Raw genomic sequence first — 21,575 nt, forward strand, 5'->3', positions numbered from 1 at the left:
TATCTATATGGATGAACCAAAAAACCGCAATTCCAATTAGGAATTGCGGTTTTTTGTCATTCTTTGCTCTCAATGATAAGAGTTACAGGTCCATCATTCGTAAGCTGTACGTCCATCATCTCACCAAAAACACCTGTCTGCACCTCGAGACTCTCTTCTCTAAGTAAAGCGTTAAACTTATCATAAAGTACGCTGGCTTCAGGAGGTTTTGCCGCCTTCATAAAGTTTGGACGTCGCCCTTTACGACAATCACCATATAACGTGAATTGTGATATAGATAGAATAGCTCCACCTTTGTCTTTCACTGACAGGTTCATTCGATCATTTTCGTCCTCAAATATACGAAGGTTTGCAATTTTAGTGGCAAGATAGCCTGCATCCTCTTCTGTATCCTCGTGCGTGACCCCTAGGAGCACCACAAGGCCATGTTCGATCTCACCTGTAGTTTCTCCATTCACGGTGACTGAGGCTTGCTTTGAACGTTGTATAACGGCTTTCATGGAGAACTTCCTTTCTTAACTACTGCATAATTCTACGAACAGCATAAATATCTGGAATTCGTTTAACGCGCTCAACCACTTTTTGAAGATGAGCTGTGTTCCGAATGGAGACAGTCATACTAATTGTTGCCATCTTGTTATTATCTGATCGACCTGAAACAGACGTCATGTCGGTTTTGGTTTCTGCTACAGCCTGAAGAACCTCATTCAGAAGACCTCTGCGATCAAAACCACTGATTTCGATATCAACATTATAGTTTTTTGGAGAGTCACTTTCCCATTCAACCTCTAAGAGGCGTTCCTGACCATTCTCTTCATTCACATTAGGACAGTCTTTCCTGTGAATCGAGACACCTCTCCCTTTCGTGATATAGCCCACAATATCATCACCTGGAACAGGGTTACAGCATCGTGAAAGGCGGATTAACAGGTTGTCTATCCCTTTCACTCGCACACCCGACTCTGCTCTCTTTGGCGGCCGAGAAGGTGAATGAGTCTTACCTTCAATAATTGATTTTGCTAGCTCTTCTTCCTGCTCTTTCGTCCGTTCTTTACGAGCCTTATCTGTCAGCCTTGTTGCGATTTGTGCAGCTGTAATTCCACCATATCCAACAGCTGCGTACATATCTTCTTCACTTGTAAAGTTAAATTTCTTAGATACATTTGCAATGTTATCTGAAGTCAAAACAGCCTTTAACTCAAAGCCATGGTTTTTAATTTCTTTCTCAACAAGCTCTCGGCCTTTTTCAACGTTTTCTTCACGCTTTTCTTTCTTAAACCATTGCTTAATCTTATTCTTAGCGTGGGAGCTTTGACTGATTTTTAACCAGTCTTTACTTGGACCATAAGAGTGCTTAGAAGTTAGAACTTCAACGATATCCCCTGTTTTCAACCGATGATCTAGTGGTACCATTTTGCCGTTCACTTTTGCGCCAATGCAATGATTCCCAATTTCAGTATGAATGCGGTAGGCGAAATCAAGAGGTACCGAGCCAGTAGGCAATTCAAATACGTCTCCTTTAGGCGTGAAGACAAAAACCATATCACTGAATAGATCAATCTTAAGAGACTCCATAAATTCTTCAGCATTCGAAACATCATTTTGCCATTCAAGAATTTGCCTAAACCATGATAGCTTTTTCTCAAATGAGCTATTCACCTGATTCTCATCGCCTTCTTTGTAGGCCCAATGAGCGGCAATCCCGTATTCAGCAACTTTGTGCATATCAGACGTTCGAATTTGCACCTCGAGAGGATCACCTTTTGGTCCAATGACTGTCGTATGAAGCGATTGGTACATATTCGCTTTTGGCATAGCAATATAATCTTTGAAACGACCAGGCATAGGCTTCCAGCATGTGTGAATAATGCCAAGAACGGCGTAGCAATCCTTGATGCTATTCACAACGATACGTACCGCGAGCAAATCATAAATTTCGTTAAATTGCTTATGTTGCTTAGCCATTTTCCGATAGATACTATAGATATGTTTCGGACGACCTGAAATTTCAGCTTCAATGGAAACTTCTTTCACACGCTCTTGAATTTCGTCCACAACTTCATGGACAAACCCTTCACGCTCAGCCCGTTTCTTTTGCATTAAATTCACGATGCGATAATACTGCTGTGGATTTAAATAACGAAGCGCCGTATCCTCAAGCTCCCACTTAATAGTGGAAATACCTAGACGATGGGCTAGAGGCGCAAATATTTCTAGCGTCTCATTCGCTTTTTGCATTTGTTTTTCTTTTGGCATGTGCTTAAGCGTACGCATGTTATGAAGTCTATCAGCCAATTTAATCAGAATGCACCTAATATCTTGAGCCATAGCGATCATCATCTTCCGGTGATTCTCAGCTTGCTGCTCCCGCTTGGACTTATACTTGATTTTCTTCAGCTTCGTAACGCCATCAACGAGCATGGCAAGTTCCGGGCTGAATTCATCAGAAATTTGTTCAAGCGTCACGTCGGTGTCTTCAACGACATCATGAAGAAAGCCCCCAGCCACTGTCACAGGGTCTACTTCAAGGTTCACAAGAATGCCAGCAACCTCAATAGGATGAATAATATAGGGTTCACCCGATTTGCGGTACTGGCCTTCATGTGCGTTTCGCGCGTATTCAAATGCTCTATTAAGATAAGAGAGATCGTCCTCAGACAGATACTTCTCCGCTCTTTCCATCACTTCTTCTATCGTCATCAAATCACCTTGATTACTGTTGGTATATTGCTTCTATTATCGTTAAAAAAAGTCAGCATGTAAAGAGATTAAGAGAAAAATGTCGTTTTCCCTAATTAGTAAACGCTCAATCTTTGTGTCTAAGGTGCATAAAGAGAAAGAGCGTCCGGCTATTCGGACACTCCATTCTTTAGTATGTCATTAGAGTAAAGATATCATGGCGGTCAAGGTTTTTACGCCCTTCGAGATAGGAAAGCTCAATCATGAAAGCAAGTCCTACAACAACTCCACCAAGCATTTCAACTAGCTCGATCGTTGCATTGATCGTACCACCAGTCGCAAGCAAATCATCCGTAATCAATACTCGTTGACCTGGCTTAATAGCATCCTTATGAATCGTAAGGACGTCTTTACCATATTCAAGACCATAGTCTACTTTAGCTACTTCGCGTGGTAATTTACCTTCTTTTCGAACAGGTACAAAACCGATACCAAGAATATATGAAACCGGACATCCTACGATAAATCCTCTTGCTTCAGGTCCTACAATAACATCAACATCTTTATCTTTCGCAAAATCCGCAATATCATTAACGACTCCTCGGTAAGCTTCGCCGTTTTGCATTAACGGAGTGATGTCTTTAAAACGAATACCCTCTTTCGGATAGTCTTCAACCACTGCGATATAATCTTTATAATTCATTTACTTAATGGCCTCCTCAGTGCTATTGAAACAATTAACTGATTGATCGAACCAACTTTTCAAAGCATGATAGGAGGAATAGCAAAAATCATTTTCGAGCTTTGCTTTTTCAAGCTTACTCCTATACGTTTTAGAAGAAGTTAATTCACTTTTTACAGATTGTGGATTTAGAGAAATCAGTCCATTATCCATTTTAACAAAATCTAGCTCAAAAAACACCTCTGACATAAACGGAACTGTTTCTTTTGACCAACCTTTATGCTTTGCGAGCTTTTCAGCATCGCGTAAGTTAAAGCTACCTCTCTTCATTAAGAAAGCATAGAACCATTTAAAATCCTCACGTGACGGAAGCGTTGAGAAAAAGTGATCCTCCTCATGCTCAAATACCGCATACGTTCGATCTGGTAATCCACCTTTTCGAAACAGATTGACAAGGTCTTCCTCTAAATCCGGAAGATCGAGTAGCATAACATATTTATTCTCAATTGCTAGTTTCTCTTGTTCTGTTGGATCAACAATAATGTAGTCTTTCCAATTCTCAAGTCCAAGCTTTGTCATGGTGTTTTTTTGGAAAGCTACCATAACAAGCTTATCGAGCGGCAACATTTCAAGTCGTTTTTTCAAATCTCGAATGCCACGATAATCAAAGAGCTGCCATTCATTCACAGCGATATCTTTCACAAAGATTTGTGGCTTTCGAAGTCCATTCCACTCGTTGACGGAGAGTTGGCCAATTACGCTTACAGCAGCTCTTGATGCTATTTCTTCAAATGCATAACCGAAATGAAACCCTACGCCATCTAGCGTAGCGCCGTTTTCCTCAAGACCTACCTTGAGGTGATTGTCCTGACTCCCAATCCTTCTGATTTGAGAGAGATGAACGTCTTTTAGCATAACGACTGGTTTCGGATTACTTACTCCAAAAGGAGCCAAAAGATTCATTTCTTCAATTGTCTCAAGAGTAACATCCTCTACACGACAGTGAAGATCTACTTTTGTAAGTGGTGTCAAATCTTCTTCTGTTAATTTATCTAAAGCCTGTTCGTTTAATCTTGAACGCAAATCTTCTAGGTAGCTTAAATCAATGGTCATACCAGCGGCCATTGGATGACCACCGAAGTGAGGGAGAATGTCTCTGCACTCAGAAAGGTTTGCAAACATATCAAAGGCCTCAATACTTCGTGCAGATCCTTTTGCGACACCTTTCTCACGATCAATACTCATCACGATGGTTGGGCGATAATACTTTTCAACAAGTCGTGAAGCCACGATTCCAATGACCCCCGCATTCCATCCTTCCTTAGCAATGATGAGTACACGATTGCTTTCATCACTCAAGTACTTTGACTCAACCTCTTCAATCGCTTCTTTCGTCATTGTATTAACTAGTTCCTGACGATTCTTATTAAGAGCATCAATATCAGATGCCAGCTGTTCAGCAAGAATCGGATCATCTGTTGTCAGCAGTTCAACTGCTGGGTCTGCACTATCAAGACGGCCCGCAGCATTTAGTCTCGGTCCTATCTCAAAACCAAGATGCTCTTCGTTAAGCTCCTGACCCTTTAGACCACATACATCTAGCAAAGCTTTTATTCCTGGCTTATTTGAATTTTGAAGGGCGCGAATACCTTCGCTTGCTAAAAGACGGTTCTCATCCTGAAGTGGCACAAGATCAGCTATGGTACCCATTGCGGCGATCTCTAATAAATCCCCTGGAATTCTTCCAAGCAAAGCCTGCGCAAGTTTAAATGCAACCCCTACTCCTGCTAAACCTTTGAATGGATAACCACACCCTGGCTTTTTAGGGTTTATTGTCGCGTAGGAATCGGGCAGAACCGGAGGAGGCTCATGATGATCAGTAATAATGAGATCAATACCGATTTCTTTAGCAACTTCCGCCTCATGTACACCGGATATCCCTGTATCTACAGTCACTATTAGTTGATACCCATCTTCTTTTGCCTGCCTAAAAGCAGCTTCGTTCGGACCGTATCCCTCTGTAAATCGATTAGGAATATAGTAATCAAATATAGCGCCAAGCTCGCGCAACGTATAGACAAGTACAGTCGTGCTGCTAACGCCATCGGCATCATAGTCACCAAAAATAAGGATTCGCTCACCAGAAGCAATCGCCTGTTGAATTCTTTCGACCGATTCCTTCATACCATCCATTAAATATGGGTCGTGATAAGTTAAATTCTCTTTATATAGAAATCTTTTCGCTTCTTCTTCTCCCTCAATACCTCGATTAACTAAAAGCGAAGCAGCAAGTCGAGAAATTCCAAGTTCACTCTGGAGCCGATCAATGTTTGTTTCATCTGTTTCAGCCAGTTTCCAGCGTGTTTTAGACCTTAACATCGAATCACCTCTTAACTTGTTCATTATATATAGTTTCAGGAGGTTTGACCATAGTTCAAGAAGAGGAATCTTTTACAATCCCTCTTCACTCCACTATAAAAAGCCTTGAACTTAATCAAGGCTTTCTCGTCATTATTCCCCTTCAGTACCGGTGCCCTCATCTGCTGCCTCACCATCAAGTGGAGTATGGACAGCTTTTGATTCATTTGATACTGGTTCTGTTATTAACCTTTCATTTTCTTTTTGTAACTTTCTCAGCTCTCTTTTCAGTCTGTAATACTTAACCATTCCAAAACCAAGCACAAGAATCGCACCCATCAATACAGATCCCAATATAACAAGCACAAGCGGCCAATCCGAAGTTCCAAATACATAGTTCACCTGTACAGGATCTACATTCACGACTGAAAACACCGCTATAATTAAGGCGAAAATAAGTGCTACAACTAATCCCCATTGTCCCTTCATCCTTATCTACCTCCTCTTCTACTACAATACCTATTCCATTACTCTCTCTTTTTTTCCTTCGGTTCATAAGGATTAATGTGGACTAACACATCATGCACGTCATCTTCTTCAAGAAGTCGCTTCTTCACGTCCTTACCGATGTCATGTCCTTCTTTAACAGAAATATCCGGGTCTACACCAAGCTTGATATCAATAATAACATAGTGTCCGTGCTCTCTAGCATAGAACTCATCAAGGTTCACAACCCCTGGCATCCCGGTAATCACTTTTTTATACTCCGTCGTATCCTCCTCATGCAGCACATGATCGAGTGTTGTGTGAATGGATTCGAAACCAAGCTTCACAGCCATTTTAGCAATCAGAACAGAAACGAAAATTCCTGCAATCGGATCGGCATAAATGAGCCATGGCAAGCTAAATTCGCTTCCTAAAATGGCACCTGCAATCCCTATTAAAACAGCAATAGAAGAATAGACATCTGAGCGATGTTCATACGCATTCACGATCAGTGCATCACTTTTTATCTTTTTACCCAACCGATACTTATATCGAAACATCGCTTCTTTGACCACAATCGAGATGAGAGCTGCATAGAGAGCAAGAGTACCGGGGGCCTCAATAGGTTCGAATATCGCCTTCCCTGAACTTATTCCAATTTCAACGCCAACTAATAACAACAACACAGCTACAATAATAGCTGCAATTGACTCTGCTTTACCATGACCGTAGGGATGATCTTTATCGGGTGGTAGCTTAGCGGCTCGCAAACCAACAAAAACAGCAAATGAGCCAGCTACATCTGATGCCGAGTGTGCGGCGTCGGCAATAAGAGCTCGACTATTGGAGATCGACCCAATAACGCCTTTAAGTACTGCTAGGATAATATTTCCTAGTATACCAATGATCGCTGCAATCTCAGCTTTTCGAAACCGCTCTTCTTTATTCATTTTTTCACCTCTTACGTAACAAGTCATTATAGCTTTTCCCTTATTTCAAAATCTCACACCGCACCATTTGGACACGTAAAAGCCATGGCTAAGCCATGGCTTCACTTCATCCGGGCACCCTCAAAGGAATTCTCTTATGCTTCACCTTCAACAGGGGCGAACTTTTTCTTCTTCAATTGTTTCCCCTTCCATACTGCCCAAAGCTGCGAGGCAATGAAGAGAGATGAATACGTACCTGCGACTAGTCCAATCAATAAGGCAATCGCAAATGGTCTAATTGCTTCGCCGCCAAAGGCCGTAAGAGCAGCAGCAGCAAAGACAACCGTTAGCACTGTATTAATGGAACGAGCAAGCGTTTGAACAAGACTTTTATTCACAACACGTGCGACGTCCTCAAATGTTTTAACCTTTTTTTCAAACTTCATATTTTCACGTATGCGATCAAAGGTAACGATCGTATCATTTATGGAATAACCGACAATCGTTAGTACTGCTGCTATAAACGTAATGTTCACTTCAATCTGCAGGATACTGAATACCGCAATTATGAAGAACGCATCATGGAATAACGCAACGACAGCGGCAAGCCCTTGTAACCATTCAAACCTTAGTGCAACGTATACGATAATTCCTATCGAAGCAATAGCAACTGCGATAAACGCATTCTTAGCAAGATCAACTGCTACATCAGGTGAGACCGTACTAATACTTGGTTCAGCACCATAAAGCTCTGTGAAGTGATTTTTAATTTCAGCAACTTCATCTTTGTCAAGCTCATCCTTAAATGCAGCAACGGCAATATCACCACCACCAGCAAGAGTTACTGATTCGGGTTTATATCCAAGTCCATCGAATTCGTCGCTTACTTCTTCTGTTGTTAGTTTACTATCAGATTGGAGATCAACACGTGATCCACTAGAAAAATCAATTCCTAAATTTAGACCAAATATAGCAATCGCTAACCCACCAAGAACGATTAAAGCTAGTGAAATCGCAAAAAACTTATTTCGATGTTTGACAAAATCAAACTTAATGTCTCTTACTTTAGAGCTCATCGATTTCACTCTCCTTTACGCCAAAAAGTCCGGGCTTTTTATTCAGTGCCCTGCTCTTGACCCATAGGCCGAGAAGAATTCGTGAACCCCAAACGGCAGTCAAAAAGCTAACGACGATACTAGTAATTAACATCACTGCAAATCCTTTAACAGAGCTTGTTCCATATGCAAATAGAACTCCTGCTGCAATTAACGTCGTGATGTTTGCGTCAAAAATAGTTGTAAACGAACGTCTTCCCCCAGCCTTGAAGGCCGACATGACGGATTTACCTGAACGAAGCTCTTCCTTAATTCGTTCATACGTAATAATATTCGCATCAACCGCCATCCCTACGCCGAGGATGAGTGCAGCAATACCAGGGAGAGTTAATACTGCGTTCATCCAATTAAAGACAACAAGAATCAAATAGATGTACGTAGTTAACGTAATCACCGCAATTGCTCCCGGCAAACGGTAATAGAACAGCATGAATAAGAAAATCAAACCGACTCCAATAAATCCTGCTATAACCGTTTTATCAAGAGACTGTTCGCCGAACTGTGCACCAACTGAAGTTGAATAAATTTCATCTAGCTGAACCGGTAAAGAACCTGCGTTTAAAAGCTCTTTTAGATTTTCAGCTTCTTCAAGCTGAAATGGTGGTCCTGAAATGACTACAGTATTTTGAGAAAGCACTTGATTGACCGCTGGATCGGAAATAAATTTCTGTTCATCAGCTGGCTTTGTAACTTCCTCTTTATAAGAATCGCCTTCTTCATAATCAAGCCAGATCACTAGTCGATTATCCGGCTGAGGCAATTGACTGAGGTCTCGAGTTATATTTGCAAATTTTTCGGGATCCTTAAGCGTTACCTGAACAACGGGTTGGTTGTTATCAAATACAACCTTGGCGGCGCCTTCTTTAAGATCAGCTCCGCTCATTTTCTCTTCATCATCCGTGGTTCGGAAGGTGAGCTCAGCCTGAGTGGAAAGAAGTTCACGCGCCTGGTTTTGATCTTTCACTCCAGCGAGCTGAACGCGAATGCGATCTTCCCCTTCAATCGTAATACGAGGTTCTGAAACCCCTAATACGTTAATACGCTTGTACAAAGCGCTTACTGTGCTGTTTAACAGGTCCTGACTAAGTTCCTGGCCCTCTTGAGCCGGTTCTACTTCATATAGAACTTCAAATCCACCCTGCAGATCAAGGCCTAATTTAATATCTTTTGTTACACCCATGACGGTTGTTCCAATTAATCCGCCAAGTAAAAGGACGATCAAAAAGAACGCAACGATCCGGCCTTTTTTTACCATGGAATAAAACTCCTCTCTAAACCCCCAACATTAATGCTTATGTAAAACGGATAGCACACAATATTAGCTATTATATCGAAATATGAATTTTTCTGTCAATTTTAGTCTTTTCTAAGTCTGACTTTCAAACGTTTTCGTACCTTTATACGCATGAATGGTTAACCAATTCATATATTCATTCACCGATAAACGCATAATTTCATTCACAAGTCTGTGCAACTTTACTTCTTCTAATTCATTGTTTCTTTCAAGGCGTGCAAGGAGACATTCCCAGATTTCGTCCATGGTCGCTCCACTATACCCTAACAGCAAAAACTCGTCTCTCTTGCTTTCAAGCGCTGGGGATATTTCCTTCTTCCACTCTTTCATCTCGCCGTCTCCTTTCTCAAATAAGCTAGCGTCCAACATAGCATTAAATCAAGAGGCGCTATAACCTTTCAAACATTTTACACTCTGGATTAAAAAATGGAATAAATCGCTGCGCCAACCCCAAGGCCTGCAATAATGACTCCTGTGAGGATGGAAAGAAAAGCATATTTAAAACGAATCGCAAATAAAGCAGCAGCGACACATGCGCTATATGCCCCAGTCGTCGGAAGCGGGACAGCGGTAAAAAGAATAAGCCCGATTGCACCGTACTTATCGACATTTTTACTTTTGCTTATCGTTCTATGATAAAGCCAGTCATAAAATCGTTTATACCAGCCAAATCTCATTAGCCAATTGCTTAACGGCTGAAAAAGAAGAAGCAATGGAATAATCGGTAACACATTTCCTAAAAGACTAAGTGAGAACGCCTTTAAAAATGAAAAATCAAAGGTATACGCGAGAGGTAATCCACCCCTCAGCTCTAATATTGGAAGCGCTGAAACAATAACTACAATCACTTCATGAGGTAGAAAACCAAGGTTCTCTACGACAAATTGTTTAATTTCTTCTTTCATTGAAACACTCCTATATGCCTGTCATGCTTTGTCCCCTAATAAGCATATACATAGTGATAAAAAATATCTAGACTTTTCTACAATTTCGCAGGTGCATTCTGGATAGAAAGTAGGGTGAATATGTCAAAGCAAACCTTTCTTAGAGGGACTCTTTTTCTCATTCTCGCCGGGTTAATTACAAAGGTACTAGGCTTTATTAACCGTATAGTGATGGTTCGTGTGATGGGCGAAGAAGGTGTCGGTCTTTATATGATGGCTGTCCCAACGCTAATTCTAACCATTACATTAACACGTATGGGACTCCCCGTTGCAATCTCAAAGATGGTCGCGGAAGCGGATGCCGGTGGAGATCGACAAAAGATTAAACGAATTTTAATTGTATCGCTCTCCATTACCACTGTCCTTAGTGTCATTTTTACGACAATTATGGTACTAGCTGCACCTTTCTTATCAAAAGAAGTTTTCACAGACGACCGTACCTTTTATCCTCTTATTGCTATCGCTCCAGTTGTATCGATTGTAGCTCTTTCCTCTGTGCTAAGAGGCTATTTTCAAGGATTACAAAACATGCGACCTTCTGCTTATTCCCAAGTAATCGAGCAAATTGTCCGCATTTGCCTTGTAGCGGTTCTAACAGGAGCTTTCCTCCCATACGGTGTTGAGTTTGCAGCTGCGGGCGCTATGATTTCCGTTGTTCTCGGAGAACTTGCTTCCTTACTATTTATGTTCTCGATGTTCAAAATGAAGAAGCGCATTAAAATTCGAAGCGGTTTTTTCAATTATTTAAAAGGCGGGAGGGAAACATTTAACAGCTTAATGAAAATTTCCCTACCTACAACAGGAAGCCAGTTAATTGGTTCGTTATCTTATTTCTTTGAGCCAATCATGGTTGCCCGTAGTCTGGCGATGGCTGGTGTTGCGACAACGCTTGCCACCACACAATACGGGCATTTATCAGGCCTTGCCATCCCACTCCTTTTTCTGCCTACTTTTATTACGTATTCCTTACAAGTCTCACTCGTCCCCGCAATCAGTGAGGCTCACGCTCAGAAACAATACAAACAGATTCAGCATCGTCTCAGCCAGGCGATTCGACTATCCATGGTTGCAGGTGGCCTTTCAGTTGTTGTTACGTATATTTTTGCCGTTCCTTTAATGGATATTATGTATCAAGCACCTCATGTAGCTATCTATGTGCAAGTAATGGCTCCTTTCTTTTTCTTCTACTATTTTCAAGGACCACTTGCGGCCGCACTTCAAGCTTTAGATTTAGCTAAAGCAGCGATGATCAATAGCTTCATCGGAGCAGGCGTAAAGCTCACCGCCATCTTCTTCCTAGCTTCAAGACCTGAACTCGGCATTATGGGGGCTGCTCTAGCGATTGTTATTGGGATATTACTTGTAACGCTTCTCCATTTTGCAACACTCGTAAAAGCAATTGGTTTCTCCATCGTAGTGAGTGATTTATTGAAAGGGGTTGCGTCCATTATTGGTGCCGGAGTTGCTGGTCACTTTCTGTATGAGAACCTCGCTTCTTCATCATCAGATATACTCGGTACGTTTGTTGCTATTTGTGTAACATCAATTATTTATTGCATCGTCCTTCTATTACTTGGGTTAATTAATCGAAATGATCTTAGAAGAATCCCTCTTATCGGAAAATATGTGCATTAAATGAAGAGAAAAAAAGGTAACCGCTCTGGTTACCTTTTTTCATTCTTTAAATCAATAAAAAAGCTGCCATTCTTATGAAGAGAACAAAATGAGATACGTTTAATATCCTTATGACCCACTTTTCTTAATTCCTGACGAAGCCATAAAGCTGTTTTTCCAATTCGTTCAAGATGTTCCTCCTGTACTTTCCCGTCGAGAATGAGAGGGAGTGGCATCAATGTCTCTGGATGTTCCTTCTTATCATCTTCCTCTTTTCTAATGACAGATAGCTTTCCAGAAGGCTCAAGGATGGCGAATTCCACGTCCGAAACAGAAGCAACGTTATTTTCTCTCAGTTGAATAAGCAAATCATCAAAGTTATACCGTTGTTTTTTCATTTCGATCTCATCAATTCGACCACGATCAATTAAAACAGACGGCTTTCCATCTACAATTTCTCTAACCTTCTCACTTTTTAATGAAATATAAGCCATAATCATTTGAATAAGTACTAGAATGACCATTGGAACAATTGTATTTATCATTGGCGTTTGAGGGTCTTCAATTGACATAACGGCAAGCTCAGCAATCATAATGGAGACAACAAAATCAAGAATGCTTAACTGACCAATTTCTCGTTTTCCCATGACTCGAAAAACAAAAATGATGACAAAATATAAAACAAGTGTCCTCATTATGACTGTCATAAATTCCATCCCTGAATCCCTCCTTCCAGTCTTGTTTTGATTAGTGTAACCATGTTTCAGCTCAGCATGAGGGAATGTATTGGAAAAACGGATTTTTACATTTCATTAAAATAACGTGTGAACCAAAGATAGGATGATCTTAGCACAAATAAAAAAGCTTCCCTCAATAGTAGGGAAGCAAATAGCGGAAATAAATGTAGATTGTACTAATGGCAAGTGAAACACAAACAACAGGTATTCCGATTTTCAAAAATTCAATAAAGCGAACTTCTTGTTTATCTTTCAGCGCTAGACCTGCTACTACTACGTTTGCTGAAGCACCGATTAACGTTCCGTTCCCCCCAAGACATGAGCCTAAGGCAAGCGACCACCACAATGGATCAAGGTTTGTCATTCCATAACCCGAAAATTCCGTAATGACAGGAATCATCGCTGCTACAAATGGAATATTATCTAAAAAGGCTGAAAGAAAACCAGATCCCCATAAAATCACAAGCGATGTTTTAGGCAAATCGCCGTCCGTGTATAAGAGAATACTTCTCGCCACTTCATCAATAATCCCTACTTCCTCTAATCCACCGATTAAAATGAACAATCCAATAAAGAAGAACAGGGTCACCCATTCAATTGACTCGAAAACCTCTTCAATCTTGTGTTCATTTTGTGTGATGAGTAATAAGAGGACCGCTCCTGCCATCGCAATGTTAGTTAGCTCTGTATGTAAAATAGGATGTAGCAGAAAGCCTGAAATCGTCATTAGCAGAACGACCGACGATTTATAAAGAAGAGGCCCTCTCTTTAAATAATCATCTGCATTAATTCGAAGCAACGTTTGTCGATGGTCGTCATCTACAGTCAATCCCTTTCGATATAAAAATAAAAGACCTGTCATGATCACGGCATAAATGACAACAACCACTGGTGCCAGATTATATAGAAAATCATTAAAGTCTAAATGATCAACAGCCTGCCCGATCATAATGTTCGGCGGATCACCAATCAACGTTGCTGTTCCACCTATATTAGAAGATAAAATAACAGTTACTAAAAAGGGCATGCTTGTAATTTTAAGTATCCTTGTTAAGGTAAGAGTAATTGGTACGAGAAGAAGAACGGTGGTCACATTATCTAATAAAGCTGATCCAACTGCAGTCAATGTCCCTATTACAGCAAGTAGCGGCAGCGGTTTTCCTTGTACCTGTTGCGCAAGTTTGATGGAAATATATTCAAACAATCCATTCTGACTTGTAATGGAGACAAGAATCATCATTGAAAACAATAATGCAATCGTATTCCAATCAACGTGGTTCATGAAAGCAGAATCTGTGGTTGTAATTCCTGAAAGTAGCATGAGAAGACCACCGCCACAGGCAACGATCGCACGATTAATTTTCTCAGTTAATATGCCGACATAAGCAAGAACAAATATGATGAGCGCGATGATCATTTCCAATCCATGCTGCCCCTTCCCTGTCCCGTTTCTAACATCGTATGACGAGCTGTTCGATTTCATGAATAGACTTCTATTTCCTTCTCAAACGAATAGAATGTACAAACTATCTCGTTTAAGGAGGAAGACAATGAGATCGAAACATGCAGTCTCAAGTATGGGCTCAGGGCTATTAGCAATAATCGTGATTGTGCTTGCAACTAGCGTGCTTTTTTCTTTAATTCTTCGTTTCACATCTGTATCAGAAAACGGACTGAGCCCGTTCATTATTGTTGCTACCGTTATTGCATTTTTTATAGGTGGCTTTATTTCAGGTGGGAAAGGAGGAGAACGCGGTTGGCTACTAGGAGGAGGAACAGCCATTATGTACGTCATTCTCCTCTTTCTCATTCAGTATCTGGGTTACAGAATAAACATGAATCTTGAACAATTGCTTTACCATGCTGGTTATGGTCTGATTTGCATTCTAGGAGGAATCATGGGGGTAAATGTTAGAGGCGGAAATCATCGAGAGGCTTAGACGAACAAAGAGCGCCCTCTGATGAGGACGCTCTTTATTATGTTACTTGCTGTTTTCAGTGATTGATTCGCGGATAGCCGCTCGGTCAAACACCATTTTTGTACCGTCTGTAGTACGGATTGTAATTGTACCTTCATCCATTGCATCAATGATGCCATGCATACCACCGATCGTTACAACTTTATTTCCTTTTTCTAAGCTTGCTTGCATTTCTTTCGTTTTCTTTTGACGCTTCTGTTGCGGGCGAATCAAAAGGAAATAGAAAATCGCAAACATTAGTAGAAGCGGGACTATATTCATTAACGTAGAACCCATATTCATTTCACCCCTTTCCAGCAATCATACAATCTATGGATTAAAAGTTTTTCGCATTTGGTTTATTAAACCCATATTGTTCAAAAAACTCATCCTTAAAGTCCAGGAGACGATCATCCATAATCGCCTGCCTAACTTGCTTCATCAAGTTTAACAGAAAATAGAGATTATGGTAAGTCGTTAATCTAAAGCCAAATGTTTCATTGGATTTTACAAGATGACGAATATACGCCCTTGAATAATTGCGGCAGACATGACAATCACAATTCTCGTCAAGCGGACGGAAATCACGTGCATATTTTGCATTTCGAACGACTAGACGACCATTACTAGTCATTAGTGTTCCATTTCGCGCGATACGAGTAGGAAGAACACAATCAAACATATCCACGCCTCGAATAGCTCCGTCAATAAGAGAATCTGGTGAACCAACCCCCATTAAATAACGAGGTTTCTGAGTTGGAAGGTGAGGTGTCGTAAACTCGAGCACGCGATTCATCACGTCTTTCGGTTCACCTACTGAAAGGCCTCCAATAGCATAGCCCGGGAAATCAAGTGAAACAAGATCCTCAGCACTTTGTTTTCTTAACTCTTCATACTCTCCACCTTGAACAATTCCAAACAACCCCTGGATGTCTTTTCGTTCATGAGCTGTCAGGCATCGTTCAGCCCAGCGACTCGTACGCTCAACAGAACTTTTCATGTAATCAAATTCTGCTGGGTATGGAGGACACTCATCGAATGCCATCATAATATCAGAACCGAGTGCATTTTGGATTTCCATTGCGCCTTCTGGAGATAAGAATAACTTCTCACCGCTCATGTGATTCCGAAAATGAACGCCTTTTTCCTCAATCTGTCTCAGGTCACTTAAGCTAAAGACCTGAAATCCTCCAGAATCCGTAAGAATCGGCTGATCCCAGTTCATAAATTTATGAAGGCCCCCAGCTTCTTTGACAATATCATGACCAGGACGAAGCCAAAGATGATACGTGTTACTAAGGATAACGCCAGCGCCCATTTCTTTTAGTTCTTCTGGACTCATCGTTTTCACTGTCGCAAGTGTTCCAACAGGCATAAACATCGGTGTATCAAACGTACCATGTGGCGTGTGCAACTTTCCAAGACGTGCCCCACTTTGTTTACACGTTTTTATTAATTCATAGCGAATTGGTTCTGTCATTCTTTCATACTCCCTTCCAAAATCAACATTGCATCACCAAAACTGAAGAAGCGATACTCTTCCTCAACAGCCGTGCGATAAGCAGAAAGCACAAAATCTCTTCCCGCAAGGGCACTCACGAGCATGATCAATGTTGACTGAGGCAGGTGAAAGTTTGTAATCAGCCCATCGATTGCTTTAAAAGTATAACCCGGATAAATAAAAATGTCGGTCCAACCAGAAGCTTCTTCAAATTGTCCATCATGTGCTGATGCCACGGTTTCAAGTGTTCTCGTTGAAGTAGTACCGACAGAAATGATTCGGCCTCCCGATTCCCTTACACTGTTCAACAGTTCAGCGGTGCCCTTTGTCAGTTGATAAAATTCCCCGTGCATTTCATGTTCAAGAATATTATCGACGGAAACTGGTCGGAAAGTGCCAAGACCCACATGAAGTGTGATAAATGCGACATGAACACCTTTATCTTCAAGACGCTGAAGCATTTCTTCTGTGAAGTGGAGGCCAGCAGTTGGTGCTGCTGCAGATCCTCTATGCTTAGCAAAAACGGTTTGATATCGTTCTTGATCATCGAGCGTTTCAGTAATATATGGTGGAAGAGGCATTTCGCCAAGCTGATCAAGAATTTCATAGAAAACGCCTTCGTATTGAAACTCTAATACTCGTCCGCCATGTTCAAGTGACTCTTTGCATACGGCTGTTAGACGTCCATCGCCAAATGAAATCACAGTGCCTGGCTTCACTCGCTTAGCCGGTTTAACAAGAGTCTCCCATTGATCCTCTTCCATTTGCTTAAGAAGCAGCACTTCAATTTTAGCTCCTGTTTCTTCTTTTAATCCATACAATCTAGCTGGCATGACTCGTGTATCATTCAACACAAGACAATCACCGGGATTTATGTAATCCTCTAAATTGGAGAATTCGCGATGCTGAAGCTTTTGCTTTAATGGATCTAATACCATCAATCTGGACTTAGTCCGTTCCTTTAACGGCGTTTGAGCAATTAACCGTTCTGGAAGTTCAAAATCAAAATCATTTACGTTCATTTTATTCACCACTGTTTCTAGAAAGTGTTCAACTTTATTGATTTTACCACAGCTCTACCTGTTGGCGCACCCTTAAGGGGCAGTTCCCCTTCTACCATGTTGAAAATGGCGTTTGGAAAGCTGCCCCTTATCTGAACTTACCTATAATAAAAAAGAGTAAAGACAAGGCAATACTAACGACTATTGAGGTTACAATCGGGAAAAAAAACGTAGTGTTTCCTTTTTTGATTACGATGTCACCAGGTAATTTCCCAATAAAGGACCACAACACACCAATGGCCAAGAAGGCGATCCCTAAGATAATAAACAGTTTTGAAATTCCCATCGCTATTGAGGAATCTCCATACCAAAGTGATCATATACCTGATGAGTAACCATACGTCCACGAGGTGTACGCTGAAGAAATCCAATTTGAAGAAGATAGGGTTCATACACGTCTTCAATGGTATGACTTTCTTCACCAATCGTTGCTGCAATTGTATCTACTCCTACAGGACCTCCACGGAATTTCTCTATGATGGCTAATAGAAGCTTGTGATCGATATGATCAAGTCCAAGAGGATCGACTTGCATCATCTCAAGAGCCTGAGAAGCAAGCGAATGCGAAATGACGCCATCCCCTTTCACCTGTGCAAAATCCCTTACACGTTTTAGCAAGCGATTGGCAATTCTAGGGGTCCCTCGCGATCTTCGGGCAAGTTCAACAGCAGCAGCGTGGTCCATTTCAACATCGAAAATGTCAGCTGTTCTCATTAAAATAGTTTGAAGTTCATCTTCAAGATAATACTCTAATCTACTCAGTACGCCGAAACGATCTCGTAAAGGCGCCGTTAATAGTCCAGCCCTTGTCGTAGCGCCTACTAGGGTGAACGGTGGCAGATCCAAACGAACAGATCTTGCCGTTTCGCCTTTTCCTATTACAATATCTAGACAGTAGTCTTCCATCGCAGGATAAAGAACTTCTTCAACACTTCGAGGTAGTCGATGTATTTCATCGATAAATAAAACATCCCCAGGTTCAAGGGCGGTTAATATAGCTGCAAGATCACCAGGTCTTTCAATCGCAGGACCTGATGTTGTACGCAAATTCACTTCCATCTCGTTTGCAATAATGGCCGAGAGAGTCGTTTTACCTAGACCAGGAGGGCCGTACAACAGCACATGATCTAAGGGCTCTTCACGCATTTTAGCCGCTTCAATAAACACTTCAAGATTTCGCTTTACCTTTTCTTGTCCAATATATTGACTTAATCGCTGAGGACGGAGGCTATATTCTACGGATGAGTCGTCACCGACCTGCTCTCCTGATAGAATTCGATCTTCCACTTTACTCCCTCCTTATTGCTTCAGCATAAGCTGAAGGGCTTTTTTAATATACTGATCTGTCGTTAACGTTTCTTCAACTAGCTTTGGTTTAATCTTCTTAATTTCTCGTTCAGCATACCCAAGAGCTTTCAATGCTTCTAGCGCTTCTTCTAGCTCATGAGCACCCTCTTCTTGAACTTCATCCACTGCAAACAATCCCTCAGTGGGAGCGCCAAAGCCTTTAAGCTTACCTTTTAGATCTAGAATGATTTGTCTGGCAGTTTTCTTACCAACGCCAGGAAACTTTGTTAGAAATTTCTCATCTTCCATTTCAATGGCACTCACAACTTTATCAGGTTCACCAGTCGCTAAAATGGCCACAGCTCCCTTAGGACCGATACCGGAAACATTTAGAAGCTTCTCAAACAAAAGTCGCTCTTCCCGTGTTGGAAATCCATAAAGGGCAATGAGATCTTCTCTAACGTAATGATGCGTAAAAATTTGAATCGATTGATTACGGTACTTCTGAAATTCAAAAGGATTCCCACAATAAATTTTATATCCTATCGCATTCGATTCTACAACAATGTATTCTGTATCAATATATTCAACCGTGCCTTTAATATATTCTATCAAAGCTACTCTCTCCCCTGTACATACGAACATGTATTTCTATCTCTCCATTCTACCATAAAAAGATGAAAAGCGGAGACGAGCGTTTAGAAACGGAGATAAGCGTCTAAATCAAAAGAAGAACCTGCCCTTACTGGACAGGTTCTTCTTTTTTAATTTTAGAAAAAGACTGGATGACGTCTTCAAACTGATACCATGACTCTACTGGAATTCCTTCCATAAGCTGCTCTCTTCTTTGACTTTCTAGCTTTCCTACATCAATTTGAAAAAATGTTTGAATGACTTTCTCTTCTGCCGGAATTCCATCAAATATCGTAAGAATGCCATCCTCTGTTAATCCAAAATGTCCATTTTGTTTACTCGCAGGCGAAATATCTTCTAGATTCCGTTCAAATATCATTCGTCCTTCTTCTTGATCTACAAGTTGCCAATCAGCGTATTGACTCCAAAAGTCTTCCATTGCCCATATGGTTTCATATACAGATTGGTTCGTTGAAACACCGTCCGCATAATTTGTTCTCAATACAACTTCAACAACTAGTGGTCCTTTTTCTTGAGTTTTGGTTCCTGTAACCGGTGATATGCCATCTCCTTCATAAGCCACGGCCGATGTTCCTCCAAGAACAAGAAGTATACCTAATAGAAGGAGTGGATAAAGGCTTTTCATATGTTTCCAACACCTTTCTTCCATTTTCAAGAAGTTCATGCCGTTAGCGTTTCCATTTTATTGAGGAATATGCATCAAAAAAAGCTACAGAAAAACTGTAGCTCACAATTGATCATAAACATCATCATTTATTTCAGCATTATGATAAACATCTTGCACATCATCGTTATCTTCAAGCATATCAATTAGCTTTAACATATGAAGCCCATCTTCATCTTCTAGTGGAGCATACGTTTCTGGAATCATCGTGACTTCAGTGGAAGAGAAACTTAATCCGCTCGCTTGTAATTGGTGCTTTACATCTTGGAATTCCTGGGGATCGGTATAAATCTCATAAGCATCCTCATTTGTTTCCATTTCTTCAGCCCCGGCTTCAATAACCTGAAGCATCAATTCATCTCCATCGAGATCATTTTCGGAACGATCGATCACAAGGAGACCTTTTCGGTTAAATAAGAATGAAACACAGCCATTTTCGCCCATATTCCCTTTATTTTTACTAAAGGCATGACGCACATCTGCTGCAGCTCGATTTTTATTATCGGTAAGTAGTTGAACCATAATGGCGGCACCACCTGGGCCATATCCTTCGTATGTCACGTTATCATATTGAACACCGTCTAAATCCCCTGTAGCTTTCTTAATTGCTCGATCAATGTTTTCGTTAGGCATATTTGATGATTTAGCCTTGTCCACAGCAAGCCTTAATGAGGGATTCGTTTCCGGATCGCCCCCTCCTTGCTTGGCAGCTACAAAGATTTCCTTAGCTAGCTTCATAAATACTTTTCCACGTTTAGCATCTTGAGCGTTTTTTCTACGCTGTATATTTTTCCATTTGGAATGTCCTGCCATCTAAGAGAACTCCTTTCAAATGAACTGATTTCCCAACTATATCATAGGGCTCAAGTCTCCGAAAAGAGTTTTGCATATGTAGTCGAGCAGGCTACTGCCCGCTCGTTATTTTTATTATTTATTGTTTTCAAATGGACGTTTTGCAGCATTTCCGATGTCATCTAATATGCCATTCACATCTGCCTGTACCTCTTCAAAACCATCTCCATCTTCGAGACGGTTATTAACATCGCCCATTCGACCAAACACATTTTCATCTGTTGAAATTGACACATTCTTTTGCTTTGTTACTTTTGCTACCTCGCTGCGAACCTTGTCTTTAACATCTGCATCGTTTTGGTCGTTTGTATCAACGGCAATCATAATTTGATCACCATATACGATAACTCGAGCATCATCCACGTTCTTAAGCTTATTGATTCGTTTAGCTAGTCGTGTAGAAAGCTCATTATCATAACCTGAATAATTGTTATCTGTACGCATATATCCAGGGCCATTCATGCCATTTCGCTTATCGATTTGCTTTTTGTCAGGGGCCTTAACTCCGTTTGAATAGTCACGATCAATCATATCCGTTACTGCACCTTCACGGTAATCACCGTTATTATCTTCACTCGTGTAGTAACCAATTGGACGTGCGGAGTCGTTATAACGCGTATCCATCGCCTCATTATCAGCTGTACAGCCGATCAAACCACCTGCGAGCATCATCGTTGAAAGCGTCAAGACTGTTTTCTTCATATTTAAAACCTCCTTTCACCTTTAGAATGTGAGGAGGCTTATCATTTTAATCTGTTAG

General features: G+C 41.0%; 21 protein-coding genes and 1 pseudogene. 2 read left to right on the forward strand and 20 right to left on the reverse strand.

The features are described 5' to 3' along the window. Positions 1-56 precede the first annotated feature (56 nt). The 9 genes and pseudogenes from dtd to AC0VYV_RS15240 form a co-directional block, all read right to left on the reverse strand. Entirely contained in the window at positions 57-500 is a 444-nt protein-coding gene (gene dtd / locus AC0VYV_RS15200) for a D-aminoacyl-tRNA deacylase (RefSeq protein ID WP_194219431.1), read from the reverse strand. A 19-nt stretch (positions 501-519) separates the two neighbouring features. Further along, complete coding sequence (locus tag AC0VYV_RS15205; RefSeq protein ID WP_371018278.1) at positions 520-2,682, reverse strand: RelA/SpoT family protein; 2,163 nt, start codon at positions 2,680-2,682, stop codon at positions 520-522. 187 nt (positions 2,683-2,869) lie between these two features. Further along, entirely contained in the window at positions 2,870-3,382 is a 513-nt protein-coding gene (locus AC0VYV_RS15210; protein WP_194219429.1) for an adenine phosphoribosyltransferase, read from the reverse strand. After that, positions 3,383-5,740 carry a single-stranded-DNA-specific exonuclease RecJ gene (gene recJ / locus AC0VYV_RS15215; RefSeq protein ID WP_475373962.1) on the reverse strand — a complete coding sequence of 786 codons (2,358 nt, stop codon included), beginning with the start codon at positions 5,738-5,740 and terminating at the stop codon, positions 3,383-3,385. It lies immediately after the preceding gene. Positions 5,741-5,872: 132 nt separating this feature from the next. Further along, positions 5,873-6,208 (reverse strand): LapA family protein, encoded by a 336-nt coding sequence (locus AC0VYV_RS15220; RefSeq protein ID WP_430244078.1) that lies wholly within the window; start codon positions 6,206-6,208, stop codon positions 5,873-5,875. A gap of 38 nt (positions 6,209-6,246) precedes the next feature. Further along, positions 6,247-7,155 carry a cation diffusion facilitator family transporter gene (locus AC0VYV_RS15225; RefSeq protein ID WP_475365540.1) on the reverse strand — a complete coding sequence of 303 codons (909 nt, stop codon included), beginning with the start codon at positions 7,153-7,155 and terminating at the stop codon, positions 6,247-6,249. A 134-nt stretch (positions 7,156-7,289) separates the two neighbouring features. Then, positions 7,290-9,504, reverse strand: a pseudogene (secDF, locus tag AC0VYV_RS15230) (protein translocase subunit SecDF). A 111-nt stretch (positions 9,505-9,615) separates the two neighbouring features. Next, positions 9,616-9,873: a post-transcriptional regulator gene (locus AC0VYV_RS15235; RefSeq protein ID WP_226614507.1), complete on the reverse strand. Its 258-nt coding sequence runs from the start codon at positions 9,871-9,873 to the stop codon at positions 9,616-9,618. Positions 9,874-9,962: 89 nt separating this feature from the next. Continuing rightward, a complete protein-coding gene (locus AC0VYV_RS15240; protein ID WP_194219422.1) occupies positions 9,963-10,448 on the reverse strand; it encodes a COG2426 family protein in 486 nt (161 codons plus the stop codon). A gap of 120 nt (positions 10,449-10,568) precedes the next feature. On the opposite strand from AC0VYV_RS15240, the gene spoVB reads away from it, so the two are divergent. Further along, entirely contained in the window at positions 10,569-12,122 is a 1,554-nt protein-coding gene (gene spoVB, locus AC0VYV_RS15245) for a stage V sporulation protein B (RefSeq protein WP_475365542.1), read from the forward strand. A gap of 29 nt (positions 12,123-12,151) precedes the next feature. Here spoVB and AC0VYV_RS15250 read toward each other — a convergent pair whose 3' ends face one another. Continuing rightward, the gene (locus AC0VYV_RS15250) at positions 12,152-12,817 is read right to left on the reverse strand and encodes a YetF domain-containing protein (protein WP_430244073.1); all 666 of its coding nucleotides are present in this window, start codon (positions 12,815-12,817) and stop codon (positions 12,152-12,154) included. Positions 12,818-12,971: 154 nt separating this feature from the next. Further along, complete coding sequence (locus AC0VYV_RS15255) at positions 12,972-14,321, reverse strand: ArsB/NhaD family transporter (RefSeq protein WP_430244071.1); 1,350 nt, start codon at positions 14,319-14,321, stop codon at positions 12,972-12,974. Positions 14,322-14,388: 67 nt separating this feature from the next. Here AC0VYV_RS15255 and AC0VYV_RS15260 point away from each other — a divergent pair, with 67 nt between their 5' ends. Then, on the forward strand, positions 14,389-14,778 hold the full coding sequence (locus tag AC0VYV_RS15260) for a TIGR04086 family membrane protein (protein ID WP_194219419.1): 390 nt from the start codon (positions 14,389-14,391) through the stop codon (positions 14,776-14,778). A 42-nt stretch (positions 14,779-14,820) separates the two neighbouring features. Here the strand turns inward: AC0VYV_RS15260 and yajC are convergent, their stop codons facing one another. The 9 genes from yajC to AC0VYV_RS15305 all read right to left on the reverse strand — a co-directional run bounded on the left by yajC (position 14,821) and on the right by AC0VYV_RS15305 (position 21,517). Beyond that, a complete protein-coding gene (yajC, locus tag AC0VYV_RS15265; protein ID WP_194219645.1) occupies positions 14,821-15,093 on the reverse strand; it encodes a preprotein translocase subunit YajC in 273 nt (90 codons plus the stop codon). A 40-nt stretch (positions 15,094-15,133) separates the two neighbouring features. Beyond that, positions 15,134-16,276: a tRNA guanosine(34) transglycosylase Tgt gene (gene tgt, locus AC0VYV_RS15270; protein ID WP_194219418.1), complete on the reverse strand. Its 1,143-nt coding sequence runs from the start codon at positions 16,274-16,276 to the stop codon at positions 15,134-15,136. Beyond that, on the reverse strand, positions 16,273-17,319 hold the full coding sequence (gene queA, locus AC0VYV_RS15275) for a tRNA preQ1(34) S-adenosylmethionine ribosyltransferase-isomerase QueA (RefSeq protein WP_475365543.1): 1,047 nt from the start codon (positions 17,317-17,319) through the stop codon (positions 16,273-16,275). Before queA ends, tgt begins: the two co-directional genes overlap by 4 nt. A gap of 127 nt (positions 17,320-17,446) precedes the next feature. Beyond that, positions 17,447-17,644 (reverse strand): DUF2905 domain-containing protein, encoded by a 198-nt coding sequence (locus AC0VYV_RS15280; protein ID WP_194219416.1) that lies wholly within the window; start codon positions 17,642-17,644, stop codon positions 17,447-17,449. A gap of 2 nt (positions 17,645-17,646) precedes the next feature. Further along, positions 17,647-18,645: a Holliday junction branch migration DNA helicase RuvB gene (ruvB, locus tag AC0VYV_RS15285; RefSeq protein WP_194219415.1), complete on the reverse strand. Its 999-nt coding sequence runs from the start codon at positions 18,643-18,645 to the stop codon at positions 17,647-17,649. A 12-nt stretch (positions 18,646-18,657) separates the two neighbouring features. Then, complete coding sequence (ruvA, locus tag AC0VYV_RS15290; protein WP_283153937.1) at positions 18,658-19,260, reverse strand: Holliday junction branch migration protein RuvA; 603 nt, start codon at positions 19,258-19,260, stop codon at positions 18,658-18,660. Between the two features lie 127 nt (positions 19,261-19,387). Next, a complete protein-coding gene (locus AC0VYV_RS15295) occupies positions 19,388-19,924 on the reverse strand; it encodes a BofC C-terminal domain-containing protein (protein WP_430244061.1) in 537 nt (178 codons plus the stop codon). 102 nt (positions 19,925-20,026) lie between these two features. Continuing rightward, a complete protein-coding gene (locus tag AC0VYV_RS15300) occupies positions 20,027-20,776 on the reverse strand; it encodes a YebC/PmpR family DNA-binding transcriptional regulator (protein ID WP_475365544.1) in 750 nt (249 codons plus the stop codon). A gap of 114 nt (positions 20,777-20,890) precedes the next feature. Next, positions 20,891-21,517, reverse strand: coding sequence for a YhcN/YlaJ family sporulation lipoprotein (locus AC0VYV_RS15305; RefSeq protein ID WP_404681463.1), 627 nt, complete (start codon positions 21,515-21,517; stop codon positions 20,891-20,893). Between the last annotated feature and the right edge of the window lie 58 nt (positions 21,518-21,575).

The organism is Anaerobacillus sp. QJM3NY_17 (assembly GCF_056173665.1).

Bases quoted from the DNA above. Each gene is read 5' to 3' on its own strand.
- tgt (WP_194219418.1), bottom strand. From the start codon at position 16,276: ATGACAGAACCAATTCGCTATGAATTAATAAAAACGTGTAAACAAAGT.
- spoVB (WP_475365542.1), top strand. From the start codon at position 10,569: ATGTCAAAGCAAACCTTTCTTAGAGGGACTCTTTTTCTCATTCTCGCC.
- AC0VYV_RS15280 (WP_194219416.1), bottom strand. From the start codon at position 17,644: ATGGGAATTTCAAAACTGTTTATTATCTTAGGGATCGCCTTCTTGGCC.
- dtd (WP_194219431.1), bottom strand. From the start codon at position 500: ATGAAAGCCGTTATACAACGTTCAAAGCAAGCCTCAGTCACCGTGAAT.
- AC0VYV_RS15205 (WP_371018278.1), bottom strand. From the start codon at position 2,682: ATGGAAAGAGCGGAGAAGTATCTGTCTGAGGACGATCTCTCTTATCTT.
- AC0VYV_RS15300 (WP_475365544.1), bottom strand. From the start codon at position 20,776: ATGGCAGGACATTCCAAATGGAAAAATATACAGCGTAGAAAAAACGCT.
- recJ (WP_475373962.1), bottom strand. From the start codon at position 5,740: ATGTTAAGGTCTAAAACACGCTGGAAACTGGCTGAAACAGATGAAACA.
- queA (WP_475365543.1), bottom strand. From the start codon at position 17,319: ATGAACGTAAATGATTTTGATTTTGAACTTCCAGAACGGTTAATTGCT.
- AC0VYV_RS15305 (WP_404681463.1), bottom strand. From the start codon at position 21,517: ATGAAGAAAACAGTCTTGACGCTTTCAACGATGATGCTCGCAGGTGGT.
- AC0VYV_RS15235 (WP_226614507.1), bottom strand. From the start codon at position 9,873: ATGAAAGAGTGGAAGAAGGAAATATCCCCAGCGCTTGAAAGCAAGAGA.
- AC0VYV_RS15220 (WP_430244078.1), bottom strand. From the start codon at position 6,208: ATGAAGGGACAATGGGGATTAGTTGTAGCACTTATTTTCGCCTTAATT.
- AC0VYV_RS15210 (WP_194219429.1), bottom strand. From the start codon at position 3,382: ATGAATTATAAAGATTATATCGCAGTGGTTGAAGACTATCCGAAAGAG.
- AC0VYV_RS15260 (WP_194219419.1), top strand. From the start codon at position 14,389: ATGAGATCGAAACATGCAGTCTCAAGTATGGGCTCAGGGCTATTAGCA.
- AC0VYV_RS15225 (WP_475365540.1), bottom strand. From the start codon at position 7,155: ATGAATAAAGAAGAGCGGTTTCGAAAAGCTGAGATTGCAGCGATCATT.
- AC0VYV_RS15250 (WP_430244073.1), bottom strand. From the start codon at position 12,817: ATGGAATTTATGACAGTCATAATGAGGACACTTGTTTTATATTTTGTC.
- AC0VYV_RS15295 (WP_430244061.1), bottom strand. From the start codon at position 19,924: ATGAAAAGCCTTTATCCACTCCTTCTATTAGGTATACTTCTTGTTCTT.
- AC0VYV_RS15240 (WP_194219422.1), bottom strand. From the start codon at position 10,448: ATGAAAGAAGAAATTAAACAATTTGTCGTAGAGAACCTTGGTTTTCTA.
- yajC (WP_194219645.1), bottom strand. From the start codon at position 15,093: ATGGGTTCTACGTTAATGAATATAGTCCCGCTTCTACTAATGTTTGCG.
- AC0VYV_RS15255 (WP_430244071.1), bottom strand. From the start codon at position 14,321: ATGAAATCGAACAGCTCGTCATACGATGTTAGAAACGGGACAGGGAAG.